This is a genomic window from Achromobacter sp. SIMBA_011 (genome assembly GCF_046535435.1).
Lineage (GTDB): Bacteria > Pseudomonadota > Gammaproteobacteria > Burkholderiales > Burkholderiaceae_B > Achromobacter > Achromobacter dolens.
Genome location: NZ_JAWRWN010000002.1, coordinates 1157931 through 1173440, shown reverse-complemented (window position 1 = coordinate 1173440; position 15510 = coordinate 1157931). Strand labels below are relative to the sequence as shown.

The 15510-nt window shown below is 69.8% G+C and carries 14 protein-coding genes; 11 read left to right on the top strand and 3 right to left on the bottom strand.

All coding sequences use genetic code 11. The features are described from left to right. The 6 genes from SB816_RS12505 to SB816_RS12480 all read left to right on the top strand — a co-directional run bounded on the left by SB816_RS12505 (position 1) and on the right by SB816_RS12480 (position 6265). Positions 1 to 993, top strand: coding sequence for a Bug family tripartite tricarboxylate transporter substrate binding protein (locus SB816_RS12505; RefSeq protein WP_049074058.1), 993 nt, complete (start codon positions 1 to 3; stop codon positions 991 to 993). Positions 994 to 1159: 166 nt separating this feature from the next. Next, complete coding sequence (locus tag SB816_RS12500; protein ID WP_082402002.1) at positions 1160 to 2773, top strand: PepSY-associated TM helix domain-containing protein; 1614 nt, start codon at positions 1160 to 1162, stop codon at positions 2771 to 2773. After that, a complete protein-coding gene (locus tag SB816_RS12495) occupies positions 2770 to 3120 on the top strand; it encodes a DUF3325 domain-containing protein (RefSeq protein ID WP_049074062.1) in 351 nt (116 codons plus the stop codon). Before SB816_RS12500 ends, SB816_RS12495 begins: the two co-directional genes overlap by 4 nt. Before the next feature lie 139 nt (positions 3121 to 3259). Beyond that, on the top strand, positions 3260 to 5260 hold the full coding sequence (locus SB816_RS12490) for a ribonucleoside triphosphate reductase (protein WP_410547068.1): 2001 nt from the start codon (positions 3260 to 3262) through the stop codon (positions 5258 to 5260). 65 nt (positions 5261 to 5325) lie between these two features. Continuing rightward, complete coding sequence (gene nrdD / locus SB816_RS12485) at positions 5326 to 5508, top strand: anaerobic ribonucleoside-triphosphate reductase (RefSeq protein WP_049074065.1); 183 nt, start codon at positions 5326 to 5328, stop codon at positions 5506 to 5508. After that, the gene (locus SB816_RS12480) at positions 5474 to 6265 is read left to right on the top strand and encodes an anaerobic ribonucleoside-triphosphate reductase activating protein (protein WP_410547067.1); all 792 of its coding nucleotides are present in this window, start codon (positions 5474 to 5476) and stop codon (positions 6263 to 6265) included. The genes nrdD and SB816_RS12480 overlap by 35 nt, the downstream gene beginning before the upstream one ends. On the opposite strand, the gene SB816_RS12475 is transcribed toward SB816_RS12480, so the two are convergent. Continuing rightward, entirely contained in the window at positions 6256 to 7686 is a 1431-nt protein-coding gene (locus tag SB816_RS12475; RefSeq protein ID WP_410547066.1) for a PLP-dependent aminotransferase family protein, read from the bottom strand. The two genes, SB816_RS12480 and SB816_RS12475, sit on opposite strands and share 10 nt — an antisense overlap. 141 nt (positions 7687 to 7827) lie before the next feature. On the opposite strand from SB816_RS12475, the gene SB816_RS12470 reads away from it, so the two are divergent. From SB816_RS12470 to SB816_RS12455, 4 genes are all read left to right on the top strand, one after another. After that, entirely contained in the window at positions 7828 to 9117 is a 1290-nt protein-coding gene (locus SB816_RS12470) for a hydroxymethylglutaryl-CoA reductase, degradative (RefSeq protein ID WP_054438049.1), read from the top strand. 94 nt (positions 9118 to 9211) lie between these two features. Continuing rightward, a complete protein-coding gene (locus tag SB816_RS12465; RefSeq protein WP_047990889.1) occupies positions 9212 to 9685 on the top strand; it encodes a hypothetical protein in 474 nt (157 codons plus the stop codon). Further along, complete coding sequence (locus SB816_RS12460; protein WP_020927869.1) at positions 9682 to 11070, top strand: tripartite tricarboxylate transporter permease; 1389 nt, start codon at positions 9682 to 9684, stop codon at positions 11068 to 11070. Before SB816_RS12465 ends, SB816_RS12460 begins: the two co-directional genes overlap by 4 nt. A gap of 182 nt (positions 11071 to 11252) precedes the next feature. Beyond that, a complete protein-coding gene (locus SB816_RS12455) occupies positions 11253 to 12410 on the top strand; it encodes an NAD(P)H-dependent flavin oxidoreductase (RefSeq protein ID WP_410547065.1) in 1158 nt (385 codons plus the stop codon). Positions 12411 to 12459: 49 nt separating this feature from the next. Here the strand turns inward: SB816_RS12455 and SB816_RS12450 are convergent, their stop codons facing one another. Both SB816_RS12450 and SB816_RS12445 read right to left on the bottom strand, forming a co-directional pair. Beyond that, positions 12460 to 13932: a sensor histidine kinase gene (locus SB816_RS12450; protein WP_116793441.1), complete on the bottom strand. Its 1473-nt coding sequence runs from the start codon at positions 13930 to 13932 to the stop codon at positions 12460 to 12462. Then, positions 13929 to 14660 (bottom strand): response regulator transcription factor, encoded by a 732-nt coding sequence (locus tag SB816_RS12445; protein WP_049074082.1) that lies wholly within the window; start codon positions 14658 to 14660, stop codon positions 13929 to 13931. Before SB816_RS12445 ends, SB816_RS12450 begins: the two co-directional genes overlap by 4 nt. A gap of 211 nt (positions 14661 to 14871) precedes the next feature. On the opposite strand from SB816_RS12445, the gene SB816_RS12440 reads away from it, so the two are divergent. Beyond that, positions 14872 to 15510, top strand: a complete 639-nt coding sequence (locus SB816_RS12440) for a cytochrome b/b6 domain-containing protein (protein ID WP_410547064.1) — start codon at positions 14872 to 14874, stop codon at positions 15508 to 15510.

Below are 15510 nucleotides of genomic sequence, written 5' to 3'. Positions count from 1 at the left end.
ATGATCGCCAGAATCCGCGCCGCCGCGCTGGCCTGCCTTTCGGCCCTTGCCCTCCAAGCCGCCGTGGGCGCGCCCGCCGCCCACGCCGCCTATCCCGAACAGGCCATCAAGCTGGTGGTGCCGTTCACGCCCGGCGGCGCCACCGACGCCGTGGCCCGGCTGCTGGCCAACCGGCTGTCGGGCAAGCTGGGCCAGGCCGTGATCGTCGAGAACCGGCCCGGGGCCTCGACCGTCATCGGCGCCAACGCCGTGGCGCAGGCGCAGCCCGACGGCTACACGCTGATGCTGTCGGGCAGCACCACCTACACCGTGCTGCCGGCGCTCAAGCGCGACCTGCCGTACGATCCGCGCCGCAGCTTCGAGCACATCGCCATCGTGGCCCTGGCGCCGGTGGTGCTGCTGGCGCAGAACAGCGTGCCGGCAAAGACCGCGCAACAGGCCGCCGAGCTGGCGCGCGACAAGACCGCCAGCGGCGGCCTGATGTATGGCACCTTCGGCCCGGGATCGGCGCCGCACCTCGTGGGCGAAATGTTCGCCGAAGCCGCCGGCGCCAAAATGACGCCGGTGCCCTACAAGGGCAGCGCGCAGTTCATCACCGCCCTGATCGGCGGCGAGATCGCGCTGGGCGTGGACACGGTGTCGTCGGCCGCGCCGCAGGTCAAGGCCGGCAAAGTGCGCGCGCTGGCCGTCACCGGCGAACACCGCGTGCCGCAACTGCCGGACGTGCCGACCTTCATCGAAAGCGGCCTGCCGGGCGTGTCGATGGTGGGCTGGTACGGCCTGGTGGCGCCGGCCCGCACGCCGCAGCCCGTGCTGGACACGCTGAACCGCGCGGTGGCCGAGATCATGGCCGATCCGCAGGTGCAGCGCGCCGTCACCGATCTGGCGCTGGAACCGGTCTACCTGGACGGCGCGGCCTTCACGGCGCGCATGCGGCAAGAGTTGCAGACCTTCGGCGAAGTGGGCCGGCGCGCCAACATCAAACTGGATTGAGGCCGGCGGGCGCCCCGCGTTGCGCCGCGGGGCCAGCGTGTAGGGATTTCGTCCTACTCTGGCCCCATTTCGACTAGAATCAGAACCATTCTCAATAAAGGACGCCGGTCCGCGGCCGCGTCGAAAAATAACGAGGCGCGTTCTGAAACCCACTTTCCGTCTGTCCATGGCCTGGCTCCACACCTGGGTCGGCCTGTGGTTTTCCTGGCTGCTGTTCGCCGCCTTCCTGACCGGCACCCTGGCGGTATTCGCCGAACCCATCACCCATTGGATGACGCCCGAGCATCACGCGGCCGAGGCCGAGGCGGCGGCGCGCGAGCCCGTCAAGGTGGATCGCGCGCGCCGGCTCGACCTGGCGGTGCGGTACATGGCGCGGCATCACCCCGGCGCCGGCATGTGGGAGATCTGGCCGGTGGACCGCTTTCACGACAACGGCCTGGTGGCGTACTGGTTGGACCAGAACGGCGAATACGCCGACGCCGAACTCGATCCCGAGACCGGCCAGGAACTGCCAGAGCAAGCGCACCACGCGGCCGGCCGCGCCACGCTCGGCGGCAGTCACTTCGTCGACTTCCACTACAACCTGCATGCCCAGCCGCTGGGCGTCTGGATCGTGGCCTTCGCGGCCATGGCGATGCTGGTGGCGATGGTCTCGGGCGTGGTGACGCACAAGCGCATCTTCAAGGACTTCTTCACCTTCCGCGCGAAAAAAGGCCAGCGCTCGTGGCTGGACGCACACAACGCCACGGCGGTGCTGACGCTGCCGTTCCAGTTCATGATCGCCTACACCGGCATCGTGATCTCGGCCCTGACGCTGATGCCCGCGCCGATCACGGCGGCCTATGGCGGCGGCGCCGAGGCCGCGCGCCAGTACCTGGCCGAACTCTCCCGCGAAGACCGGCCGACGCCGACCGGCGCCGCGCTGGCGGTGCCGCCGCTGGAACCACTGGTGGCCCGCGCCGAACAACTGATCGGGCAGACCGCCCGCGCCGTCGTCATCAACAACCCCGAAGACGGCTCGATGCGGATCGCGGTCTATGGCTGGAACGAGGCCGCCGACCAGCAGGTCCTCATCAGCACCACCACCGGCATGGCCGAATTCTCCGCCGCCAGCGGCGAACTGCTGCGCGTGCGCGCGCCCGGCGGCGTCGAAGGCGGCGCCGCGCCGCTCACGCGCCAGGTGATGGCCGACCTGCACATGGTCAAGTTCGGCGGCCTGGCCATGAAATGGCTGTATTTCCTGTGCGGCCTGGCCGGCGCCGCGATGATGGGCACGGGCGCGGTGCTGTTCATGGTCAAGCGCCGCAACAAGATGGGCAACGAGTTCGGCGCCGCCACCGCGCGCGTCTACCGCCTGATCGAAGGCCTGAACGTGGCCGCGCTGGCCGGCCTGGCGATCGCCTGCGTCGCCTACCTGTGGGCCAACCGCCTGCTGCCGGTGGCGCTGCCGCAGCGCGCCGGCTGGGAGCTGCGCGCTTTCTTCATCGTCTGGGCGCTGACGCTGGCCCACGCCTGGCTGTGCGCGCCGCGGCGCGCGTGGATCGGGCAATTGGGCGCGCTGTCGGCGCTGTGCCTGCTGCTGCCGCTGCTGTCGCTGGCGACGATCGGCGACCATCCGCTGGCGCAGATCGCGCGTGGCGACTGGGAAAGCGCCGGCGTCGAACTGACGGCCGTGGCCACCGGCCTGGCGGCCGGCTGGGCCGCGCTACGATTGCGCAAGAAACCGTTGTCGGCGCCGCCGCCGCGCAACGCCCGCCCGCCCCAGGAAGCCACGGCATGAATCTGAACGACGCATACGGCATCGCCATGGCGCTGCTGCTGACCTATTCCGGCATGGCCTGCCTGAGCCTGGCGATGCCGCGCCACTATGACCAGGTCTGGGGCCGCGATCCGTCCGCCGGCCATTCGCGCGTGCTGCGCGCCGCCGGCATCCTGCTGTTGCTGCTGGCGCTGCTGCCCTGCGTCGGCCTGTGGGGCAACACCGTAGGCGTGGTGGCCTGGCTCGGCTGGCTGTCGGCCGGCGCCCTGCTGTGGGTCGGCATGCTGTCGTGGTCGCCGCGCCCGGCGATGCGCACCGCGGCGCTGGCGGTGGTCATCTCGATCGCCGGGGTCGGCTTCGGCTTCTAGGGCCGCATTGCGCCCGCCCCGGCCCGGCCGGGGCCGTTTGACCGGCATCAAGCCGGCCTGACAAACGCCTCGGCGACCCGGTCTTTGACACCATAGGTGGTGGTAGAGTTTTTCCACCCCACAACATATGGTGTCAGCGATGCAACTCCAACACATCCTCAAGCGCGACGGCCGGGTCGTCGCATTCGACCGCGCCAAGATCGCGACGGCCATCGCCGCCGCCGGCCGCGGCACCGGAGAACTGGACGCCGATGTAGCCCAGGCGCTGACCGGCGCGGTGATCGAGGCGCTGGCCGCCGAGGGCAACGTCTGCCCCGGCGTGGAGACCATCCAGAACCAGGTCGAGGAAACGCTGGTCAAGGCCGGCTACTGGCGCACCGCCCGCGCCTACATCGTCTACCGCGAACAGCACGCCCGCCTGCGCGCGCTGCGCCACACCCTGGTGGACGTGGAAAGCGCCATGGAGGAATACCTGGAACAGCGCGACTGGCGCGTCAACGCCAACGCCAACCAGGGCTACAGCCTGGGCGGCCTGATCCTGAACGTGGCGGGCAAGGTCACCGCCAACTACTGGCTGTCCAACGTCTTCACGCCCGAGGCCGGCCAGGCCCACCGCGACGGCGACATCCACATCCACGACCTGGACATGCTCAGCGGCTATTGCGCCGGCTGGTCGCTGCGCCAGTTGCTGACCGAGGGCTTCAACGGCATCCCCGGCAAGATCGAGGCCACGCCGCCGCGCCACATGTCGGCGGCCATCGGCCAGATCGTCAACTTCCTGGGCACGCTGCAGAACGAATGGGCCGGCGCGCAGGCCTTCAGCTCGTTCGACACCTACATGGCGCCCTTCATCCGGCGCGACGCGATGACCTACGCCGAGGTCAAGCAAAGCATGCAGGAGCTGATCTACAACCTGAACGTGCCGAGCCGCTGGGGCACGCAGACGCCGTTCACCAACCTGACCTTCGACTGGACCTGCCCGGCCGACCTGCGCGAACAGATCCCCTACGTCGGCGGCGAGGAAATGCCGTTCGCCTATGGCGACCTGCAGGCCGAGATGGACATGATCAACCGCGCCTACATCGAGGTGATGATGGCCGGCGACGCCAAGGGGCGCGTGTTCACCTTCCCGATTCCCACCTACAACATCACGCCCGATTTCGACTGGGACCACCCCAACACCGAGCGCCTGTTCGAGATGACCGCGCGCTACGGCCTGCCGTACTTCCAGAACTTCCTCAATTCCGACCTGGAGCCGCACATGGTGCGCTCCATGTGCTGCCGCCTGCAACTGGACCTGCGCGAGCTGCTCAAGCGCGGCAACGGCCTGTTCGGCTCGGCCGAGCAGACCGGCTCGGTGGGCGTGGTGACGATCAATTGCGCCCGCCTGGGCCATACCTGCCGCGGCGACGAGGCGGCGCTGATGGCGCGCCTGGACCACCTGCTGGGCCTCGGGCGCGACGTGCTGGAGACCAAGCGCAAGGTGGTGCAGCGCTATATCGACCAGGGCCTGTATCCGTACACCCGGCGCTACCTCGGCACGCTGCGCAACCACTTCAGTACGCTTGGCGTGAACGGCATCAACGAGATGATCCGCAACTTCAGCGACGACGCCGACGACGTCACCACGCCGGCCGGCCACGCGCTGGCGGTGCGGCTGCTGGACCGGGTGCGGGCGCGCATGACCGAGTTCCAGGAAGAGACCGGCCACCTCTACAACCTGGAGGCCACGCCGGCCGAAGGCACCACCTACCGCTTTGCCCGCGAGGATCGCAAGCGCTATCCCGGCATCCTGCAGGCCGGCACCGAGGCCCAGCCCTACTACACCAACTCCAGCCAGTTGCCGGTGGGCCACACCGACGATCCGTTCGAGGCGCTGGCGCTGCAGGAAGCGCTGCAGGGCAAGTACACCGGCGGCACCGTGCTGCACCTGTACATGAACGAGGCCGTGTCGTCGGCCAGCGCCTGCAAGGCGCTGGTGCGGCGCGCGCTGTCGAACTTCCGCCTGCCCTACATCACCGTCACGCCGACGTTCTCGATCTGCCCGAACCACGGCTATCTGGCCGGGCACCACGAGTTCTGCCCGAAGTGCGACGCCGAATTGCTGGCCAAGCAGGCGTCTTGCTGCGCGCCGGCCTGACCGCGCCGTCCATCGCTTTTTTACCCCCGGGCGATCCGCGCCCGGCCCTTTCCCCAGGAGCCATCATGCAAACCGTGATCACCCCGCAAGCCATCGCCCCGCAGGCCGCGCATCTGGACGACAGCCAGCGCGTGCGCTGCGAAGTCTGGACCCGCGTCATGGGCTATCACCGCCCCGTGTCTTCCTTCAACACCGGCAAACAAGGCGAATTCAATGAACGTCGCTTCTTCGTCGAACAACGTGCCTGAAGCGGCCGGCGGCCGCAAGGCCGCCCCCGCCCGCCACCCGCCGCGCCTGGCCCACGCCGCGCCGCCCCGGCCGGCGGCCCAGCCGCTGCCGCGCCATTCGCCGGCGGTGGGCGGCCTGACGCCCTTCTCCACCGTGGACTGGCCGGGCACGCTGGCCGCCGTCATCTTCATCGCCGGCTGTCCCTGGCGCTGCCACTACTGCCACAACCCCGAATTGCAGACACGCAACGCGCGCTACGACTGGCGCGATGTGCGCGCCTTCCTGGACAACCGCCAGGGCCTGCTCGACGCGGTGGTGTTCTCGGGCGGTGAACCGCTCAGCGAGCCGCGCCTGCCGTCGATGATCCGCGAGGCGCGGCGCATGGGATACCGCATCGGCCTGCACACCGCCGGCATCTATCCGCTGCGCCTGGCCGACGTGCTGCGCCACCTGGACTGGGTCGGCCTGGACATCAAGGCCGACGCGCAGGGCTATGACGACATCACGGGCCGGCGCGACTCGCACCGCCCCGCGCAGGCCTGCCTGACGCAGTTGCTGACGGCGGGCGTGGATTTCGAATGCCGCATCACCTGGCATCCCGACTGGCTCGACGAGACCCGGCTGCTGGGCCTGGCGCGCGAACTGGCGCGGCGCGGCGTCCAGCGCTTCGCGGTGCAGGGCGCGCGCAATTGCCCCAGCACCCCGCCGGCGCGGCTGCTGGGCGCGCAGGCGCAGGCCCTGCTGCGCGGCTGGTTCGAGGAATTCAGCTACCGCTGAGCGCCGCCGCGCCCCAGGCGCGCCGCCAGCGCGGCGTGAAAGCGCGGCGACGCCACCGCGCCCACATTGCAGCGCGACCAGGGCGAGGCCGCCGTCGGATCGACGCTGAATACGCGGCCCGGCGCCATGATGACCTTCTCCGGCATCAGGTCCTCGGCCAGCGCCAGCGAATTGTCGATGCCGGGAAACGCCGCCCACAGATAGAGCGAGCGGGTGGGCCGCGTGTAGACCGTCGCGCCCAGCGAATCGAGCACCCGCAGCGCGTCGCCGGTGGCCGCTTCCAGCCGCTGGCGCAGGCGCACCAGATGGCGTTCGTAGTGGCCGTCGCGCAGCATCACGTCGACCATGCGCTCGCAGTATTCCGAACTGCTGACGTGCACCAGCGCCTTCAGGTCCGCCAGATCGCTGGCCAGGCCCGCGCCGCAGGCGATGAAGCCAACCCGCAGCGCCGCCGAGAACGACTTAGAGAAACTGCCGATGTAGACCGTGCGCTCCAGCTGGTCCAGCGCCGACAGCCGCACCGCCGAGGTCGGCTTGAAGTCGGCCAGCGGATCGTTCTCGACCACGATCAGGTTGTGGCGCTCGGCCAGTTGCAGCAGTTTGTAGGCCTTGGCCGGCGAAATGTCGGAACCGGTGGGATTGTGCGCCAGCGACTGCGTGAAAAAGAGGCGCGGCTTCTCGCGCTGCAGCAACGCCTCCAGCGCCGCCAGATCCGGGCCGTCCGACAGGCGCGGCACGCCCAGCATGCGCACGCCGGCCAGCTTGAGCTTGCCGAACAGCGGGTAGTAGCCGGGATCGTCCACCAGCGCCGCCGCGCCCGGCGGCAGGAAGTAGCGGATCACCAGGTCCATGGCCTCGTTGGCGCCGTGCGTCAGCACCAGTTGCGACGGCGCCGCGCTGATGCCGACGTCGCCCAGCTTGCGCACCAGGCTCTCGCGCAGCGGCGCGTAGCCGAAGCGGCTGCCATAGCGGAACAACGTGCCCAGGCCGGTGCGCACCACCTTCTGGTGATAGCGGTCCATGCGCATGTCGGCCAGCCATTCCACCGGCGGGAAGCCGTCGCCGGCGGCGATGGCGTCGGGCTGCGTCTTGAGCTGCTCGCGCATCAGCCAGACGATGTCCATGGCGCGGCTCAACTGCCCCGGCTCTTCATCGGCGGCGCGCCGCGCCGGCCCGGTGTCGAGCACGTAGAAGCCCGAGCCGCGGCGCGGCTCCACCAGCCCGCGCGCCACCAGCATCTCGAACGCCACCACCACGGTGTTCTTGGCGTAGCGATGCAATTGCGCCAGCTCGCGCAGCGACGGCAATTTATCGCCCGGGCGGTAGACGCCATCGGCGATCTGGCGCCCGATCAGGCGCGCCAGGCTTTCGGCGATGGGCGCGGCGCGCGGGGCGCGGCCCGGAGAAATGTCGGCGTCCACGGCGTGGTTTCCAGCGGGAAAAAGTCGAAAATTGGTGCAGTGCGATGGTACTGTTCGTCCAAACTGTACCTCTGAATGCCGGTACAGTTTACCTAGAATCCGGTCACCCAATTCCTAGATTTCCAGATGGAGACACATGCCATGGTGGCCGATTCACGCCTGCCCAACTTCCGCGCCCTCACCCCCGCCCAACGCCTCGCCGCCATCGCCGACGCGGCCGGCCTGACGCCCGAGGAACGCCAGCAACTGGCCGAGCCGGGCGCGCTCGGCCTGGACCGCGCCGACGGCATGATCGAGAACGTCATCGGCGCCTTCGAGCTGCCGCTGGGCGTGGCCGGCAACTTCCAGGTCAATGGCCGCGACGTGCTGGTGCCGATGGCGGTGGAAGAACCGTCGGTGGTGGCCGCGGCCTCGTTCATGGCCAAGCTGGCGCGCGAGAACGGCGGCTTCGAGACCTCCAGCACCCGGCCGCTGATGCGCGCCCAGGTGCAGGTGCTGGGCCTGAGCGATCCGCACGGCGCGCGCGTCGCCCTGCTGCGCGAGCGCGAGCGCATCGTCAAGCTGGCCAACAGCCGCGACCAGGTGCTGATCGGCCTGGGCGGAGGCTGCCAGGACATCGAGGCGCACGTGTTCGCCGACACGCCGCGCGGCCCGATGCTGGTGCTGCACCTGATCGTCGACGTGCGCGACGCCATGGGCGCCAACACCGTCAACACCATGGCCGAGGCCGTGGCGCCGCTGGTCGAGGAGATCACCGGCGGCACGGTGCGGCTGCGCATCCTGTCGAACCTGGCCGACCTGCGCCTGTCGCGGGCCCGCGTGCGCCTGACGCCGCAGACCCTCGACACCAAGGACCGCAGCGGCGCCGAGATCATCGAGGGCGTGCTGGACGCCTACGTGTTCGCCGCCACCGACCCGTACCGCGCCGCCACCCACAACAAGGGCATCATGAACGGCATCGACCCGGTCATCGTCGCCACCGGCAACGACTGGCGCGCGGTCGAGGCTGGCGCCCATGCCTACGCCTGCCGCGACGGCCGCTACACCTCGCTGACCCATTGGGAAAAGGACGCCAGCGGCGCCCTGGTCGGCACGCTGGAAATGCCGATGCCGGTGGGCCTGGTGGGCGGCGCCACCAAGACCCATCCGCTGGCGCGGCTGGCGCTCAAGATCATGGCGGTGCGCTCGGCCCAGGAGCTGGGCGAGATCGCCGTGGCCGTGGGCCTGGCGCAGAACCTGGGCGCGCTGCGGGCGCTGGCCACCGAAGGCATCCAGCGCGGCCACATGGCGCTGCACGCGCGCAACATCGCGCTGACCGTGGGCGCGGTGGGCGCCGAGGTCGACCAATTGGCCAAACGCATGGCCGAGGAAAAGGACGTGCGCGCCGACCGCGCGCTGGCGCTGCTGGAGGAACTGCGGAAACCGGCCTGACGGCGCGGCACGGCCGGCGCACGCACGCCGGCCGCACAAGAACAGAGGCGGCGCCGGGAATCTCCCGCGCCGCCCGTCCATCAAGGAGACAGACATGGAAAGAGACAGCAAGGCGTCCGCCGGACGCCTGGCCGAAGTATGGAACGACACGGTCGACCTGCGCCACCTGGCGTGGGCCATCGCCATCGGCATCGCCGTCAGCGTGGCGGGCTTCTACGCCGCCAGCGGCTGGCTGCGCGACAAGGTCGCCTCGCCCGAGCTGGCGCACGCCTACGCCATGCTGGCCGGCCTGGCCGGCTGCGTGCTGGCGGGCGTGATCTGCGCCCGCCTGTTCCCGCCCAAGCGCGAAGTGGTCGAGCACAGCGCCTCGCACGATCCGGCCTGGCGCGCCGAGGTGCTGGCCGAACTGGCCGCGCAACCGGGCGGCCTGGGCACGCTGGCGGACCTGCCGCCGGCGGTGGTCAAGGAACTGAAGGAACTGGACCTGTACGAGCTGTTCGCCGCGCCCGCCGCGGCGCCGGCGCCGCAGGCCCAACCGCGCAACGTGCGTGAAGAGGTGCCGGCATGAGCGATCCCGTGTTGCTTGAACAGATCATGGTGGCCGCCGGCATGGGCCTCCTGGGCGCGGTGGTGTTCGCCGCCATCGGCCTGGTGTCCGGCACCGACGAGACCACCACGCTGGCGCCGCTGACGCTGCTGGTGGTGCTGCTGGGCGTGCCGCCCGCCGGCGTCTTCACCTTCTTCCTGGCCGGCGCGGTGGCCAAGCACATGACCCACGCGGTGCCGACGGCGCTGCTGGGCATCCCCGGCGACACGCTCGCCACGCCGCTGCTGCAGGACGCCAACATGCTGCGCAAGCTCGGCGTGCCGCACATCGCGCTGCGCAAGATGGTGTCGGGCGCCATCGTCGCCGCCTTCGTGGCGGTGCCGCTGGCGGTGCTGTTCGCCGTGCTGCTGGCGCCGTTCGGCGGCGCCATCACCAAGTCGGCGCCGTGGATCTTCCTGGCCGCGGCGGTGCTGATCGCCTATTTCTCGGCCGGCCGCTGGGCGGCCGTGGCGCTACTGGTGCCGTTCGTGGTGGTGATCGTGGCGCTGCAGAGCCTGACCGCCAAATACGGCGTCAAGCTCAGCATCAGCTACTTCCTGGGCATCGCCATCGGCCCGCTGATCGCCGACCTGTTCACCGTGATCGCGCCGCAGGGCCGCGCCAAAATGATGCGCGACAAGGTGCGCACGTTCTCGCTGGCGCCGGACGTCAAGGGCTGGTCGGGCTACTTTCCCAATCCGCTCAAGGTGATGGACCGCATCCAGACCCGCTGGACCCTGGCCACCGCCACCATCTCCAGCGCCACTTTCGTGTTCAGCCCGGTGGCGATGACGGTGGTGCTGGGCGAACTGGTGGGCTCGCGCGTCAAGCATGCCTATCACCGCCTGACCACGGTGCTGAGCGCGCGCAACGGCGTCACCGAGGCGACCTACATCGCCGAGGCCCTGATCCCGCTGATCGCTTTCGGCCTGCCGCTCAGCCCGGTGGCCGCCGGCCCGGCCGCGCCGCTGTTCAACGCGCCGCCGCGCTTCACGGTGGACGCGGCCAGCGGCCAAACGCACAACCTGCACAACCTGCTGAACCACTGGGAGTTCCTGGGCTACGGCATGCTGGCGGTGCTGCTGGCGGCGATCGTGTCGTATCCGTTCGCCATGAACTTCGCGCGCCGCGCCGCGCTGTTCGTGTCGCGCAAGGTCAGCCACGAGGCCATCATCGCCACCTTCGTCGGCCTGATCATCGTGATCAGCGTGTGGGAAGGCCAGTTCCTGGGCCTGCTGGTGATCCTGACCATGGGCCTGTTCGGCGGCCTGCTGTCGCGCCTGTTCGGCTTTAACACCGGCGTGCAGTTCATGGGCTACTACACCGCCGTGCTGACGGTGCCGGCGCTGGTCAAGCTGGTGGCGTAAGGCCACCATTGGCCAGGGGCGGAGCCCGCCGGCTCCGCCCCTTTTTTGTCTGCCCGGCCGGACCACGCCCCTGCCGCGTTCCCTCTCCCCGCTTTCACCCGCCCGCTTGATCCCGCGCAAGGCGGCGCGTCATGCATTGCTCTAGCCTCGGAGCCACTGTTCCCAATAAAGGCTCCCATTTCATGACGTGGTTCAAATCCCTCACTCTCGCCGGACGCGAATTGCTGCCCATCGTCCAGGGCGGCATGGGCGTCGGCGTATCCGCCCATCGCCTGGCCGGCGCGGTCGCCAGCCAGAACGCGGTCGGCACCATCGCCAGTGTGGACTTGCGCCATCACCATCCCGATCTGATCGAGCAGACCGAGGACTGCCGCGACCGTGAACAGATCGACAGCGCCAACCGCGTCGCGCTGGACCGCGAAGTGCGCGCCGCGCTCGACACCGCGCAGGGTCGCGGCGTGGTGGCCGTCAACGTCATGAAGGCGGTGCGCGACCATCCCGCCCTGGTGCGCCAGGCCTGCGAAAGCGGCGCCCAGGCCATCGTCATGGGCGCCGGCCTGCCGCTGGACCTGCCCGACATGACCGCCGACTACCCCAAGGTGGCGCTGGTCCCCATCCTGTCGGAAGCGCGCGGCGTGGCCGCCGTACTGAAAAAGTGGATGAAGAAAGGCCGCATGGCCGACGCCGTGGTCATCGAACACCCCGGCTACGCCGGCGGCCACCTGGGCGCCGCGCGCCTGGACGACATCCACGACGAACGCTTCGACTTCAAGCGCGTGCTGGCCGAATGCCGCCAGTTGTTCCAGGACCTGCAACTGGGCCGCGACGCCCCGCGCCTGATCGTGGCCGGCGGCGTCGGCAGCCACGAGCAGGTGCGCCACTGGCTCGGCCACGGTGCCGACGGCGTGCAGGTGGGCACGGCTTTCGCCGTGACCGAGGAAGGCGACGCCCACGAGAACTTCAAGCGCGTGCTGATGGAAGCCGACCCCGACAAGCTGGCCGAATTCACCAGCGTGGCCGGCCTGCCGGCGCGCGCCGTGCCGACGCCGTGGCTGACGCGCTACCTGCGCCAGGAAAAGACCCTGCAGGAGAGCACCCGCTGCGACGCGCGCCGTTGCAGCCAGCGCATGGACTGCCTGACGCAGTGCGGCCTGCGCGACGGCATCGCCCGCTTCGGCCAGTTCTGCATCGACCTGAAGCTGGCCGCCGCCATGCGCGGCGAAGTCAGCCGCGGCCTGTTCTTCCGCGGCGCGTCGAAGCTGCCGTTCGGCGACGCCATGCGCACCGTGCGCGAGCTGATGGACTACCTGCTCAACGGCAGGATGCCGACGGCGGCCTGACGGCACGCCAGCGCCAGGCTACGGCGGCGCGCGGGCGGCTGACGCCGCGTCAGCGCGCCGCCGGCAGGTCGAACTCGAACACCGCGCCCGGCTCCGGCCGTTGCACCAGCCGGATATCGCTGTGATGCAGCTTCAGGATGCGGTGCACGATCACCAGCCCCAGCCCGCCGCCATCGCGCGGGCCGTCCGCCAGCACCGAGGCGCGGGTGAACAGGCCGGCGCGCAAGGCGTCGGGAATGCCGGCGCCATTGTCGCTGACCCGCACCTGCACGCCGTCGCGCGCCTGCCGCAGGCGTAGCTCGATGCATCCGCCCGGCGCCGTATGGCGGATGGCGTTGTCCAGCAGATTGGTGAGCACCCGCTCGATCATGCCCAGGTCGGCGCGCACCGGCGGCAGTTCCTGGTCAATCGCCGTGGTCAGCCGCTGCTGGCGCGCCTCGGCGGCCAATTCGAATTTCTGGATCACGTCCTGCGCCAGCTCGGGCAGCGAGAAGGTCTCGGGTTCCAGCCGCACCAGCCCGGATTCCAGCCGCGCCAGCTCGAACAGTTCCTGCGCCAGCCGGCCGACCTTGCGGCTCTGCGCCAGGGCGATGTCCAGGTAACGGCGGCGCTCGGCCGCGTCCAGCGTCTCGTCCTTCAACCGCAGGGTCTCCAGGTAGCCGTGCAGCGAGGTCAGCGGCGTGCGCAGATCGTGCGAAATGTTCGCCACCAGGTCGCGCCGCTGCTGGTCCTGTTGCGTCAACTGGCGCCATTGCTCGGAGATGCGGCGGCCCATCTGCACGAAGCTGCGGCGCAGCAGCGAGATCTCGTCGCCGCCCGCATCAGTGGCGTCGGCGGGCCTTTCCAGCGCCGCCAAAGCGCGGCCGTCGTCGTCGCCAAAGGCCCGCACCGCGCGCGTCAGCCCGCGCAGCGGCCGCGTGATCAGGCCGAACGCCGCCAGGCCCGCCACCAGGCCCAACAAGGCCACCAGCGCAATCGACCACAGGGTGGTGCGCAGCACCGCGCTGCGCGACGCGGCCATCGCCAGCGCGTCATGCGCCTGGCCCTGCAGCACCACATAGACATAGCCCTCGTCGCGCCCCGCCACCCGCACCGGCGCGGCCGAAAATACCTTGGCCGTATCCAGGTGGCGCGGATCGTCGCCTTCGATCGGCAGCGCCCCGCCCGCCAGGAAGCGCCGCACCGGCGCCAGGTCGATCCGGTCGCGCTTGATCTGCCCGGGCGGCGCGGCATCGCCGACGATGCGTCCGTCGTTGTCCAGCAGGTAGACCTCGACCGCGGGATTCACCATCATCAGCATCGAGAACAGCGAACGCACCGCGTCCGGCTTCCAGCCGTTGGCGTCCATCAGTTCATTGGTGCCGGCGATATGCTGCGCCAGTCCGCTGGACAGGCGCTGCACCACTTCCTGCTCGTAACGCGCATGGGCCGAGATCTGCAGCCAGGCCGACGCGCCGCAACACGCCAGCAGCAGCAGCGCGAACACGGCCGACAGGCGCTGGGTCAGGGTCAGGCGCTTCATGACGCGGACTCCGCCGGCGCGCCGGGCGCCGCCGCGAACTTGTAGCCGCGGCCCCAGACAGTGAGGATGCGCTGCGGATTGGACGGATCGGCCTCGATCTTGGTGCGCAGCCGGTTGATGTGGGTGTTGACGGTGTGCTCGTAGCCTTCGTGCTGGTAGCCCCAGACCTGGTTCAGCAGGTCCAGCCGCGAGAACACCTTGTCGGGATTGCGGGCGAAGAAATGCAGCAGGTCGAATTCGCGCGGCGTCAGTTCCAGCCGGCGCTCGTCGACCGAGGCGGTGCGGGCAATGGGGTCGATGGCCACGCCGTGCTGGCGCAGGCTGCCGGCGTCGATGCGGGCATTGCGCTCCAGCGCCTCGGTGCGGCGCAGCAGCGCGCGCACCCGCGCCACCAGTTCCAGCATCGAGAACGGCTTGGCCAGGTAGTCGTCGGCGCCCAGTTCCAGGCCGAGGATGCGGTGCACCTCGCTGGAGCGGGCGCTGGTGATGATGATGGGGGTGTAGCGCGTCATGGCGCGGGCGCGCTTGCAGATCTCCAGGCCGTCGATGCCGGGCAGCATCAGGTCCAGCACCAGGGCGTCCCAGCCGCCCTCCTCCAGCCGGCGCATGCCTTCGTTGCCGTCGGCCGCGTGCTCGACCGCGTACCCCTCGTCACGCAGGTGCAGGCGCAGCAATTCGGCGATGTGGGCGTCGTCTTCGACGATCAGGACGCGGCGGGGCGTATCCATAGGGGCTCGGTCAGGGGTGGAAATCAGGGTGAGCCGACCGCCAGCGGCCGGCAACGCCGGGCGCGGGCGATCCGCCCCCGGCAGCGCTATTGTCGCCAATCCATGGCCGGCGAGTTATCACATTTATTTTAAGTTTGCGTGAGGACTTCGATATCGGGCCCGGGGAAGAATGGCTCCAACGACAACAACCGCCTCCCCGAGGAGCCCCGCCATGATGGCCACGCCCGCCACCCCAGACGCCCCCGCCGCCCCGGCGGCCGACAGCCGCGGCCCGGTCCATCCCGGCTGGCTGCGCATCATGCATTGGCTCAATGCGCTGGCCGTGCTCATCATGGTGACCAGCGGCTGGCGCATTTACAACGCCGCGCCGTTCTTCGACTTCACCTTTCCCAACGGCGCCACCCTGGGCGGCTGGCTGGGCGGCGCGCTGCAATGGCACTTCGCCGGCATGTGGCTGCTGCTGGTCAACGGCCTGCTCTACCTGGGGCTGAACCTGACCACCGGCCGCCTGTGGCGCAAGTTCTTCCCGGTCGGCCCGCGCGGCGTCGCCCGCGACCTGGCCGCCGCCCTGCGCGGCAAGCTGTCGCATGCCGACCCGCGCCACTATAACCAGGTGCAGCGGCTGGCCTACCTGTTCGTCATCGCGGATATCACGGTGCTGGTCCTGTCCGGCCTGGTGCTGTGGAAGTCGGTGCAGTTCGACACGCTGCGCACGCTGCTGGGCGGCTATGAATTCGCGCGCCGTATCCATTTCTTCGCCATGGCGCTGCTGGTGGCGTTCGTGGCGGTCCACCTGGTCATGGTGGCGCTGGTGCCGCGCAGTCTGATCGCCATGATCCGCGGCAAATAA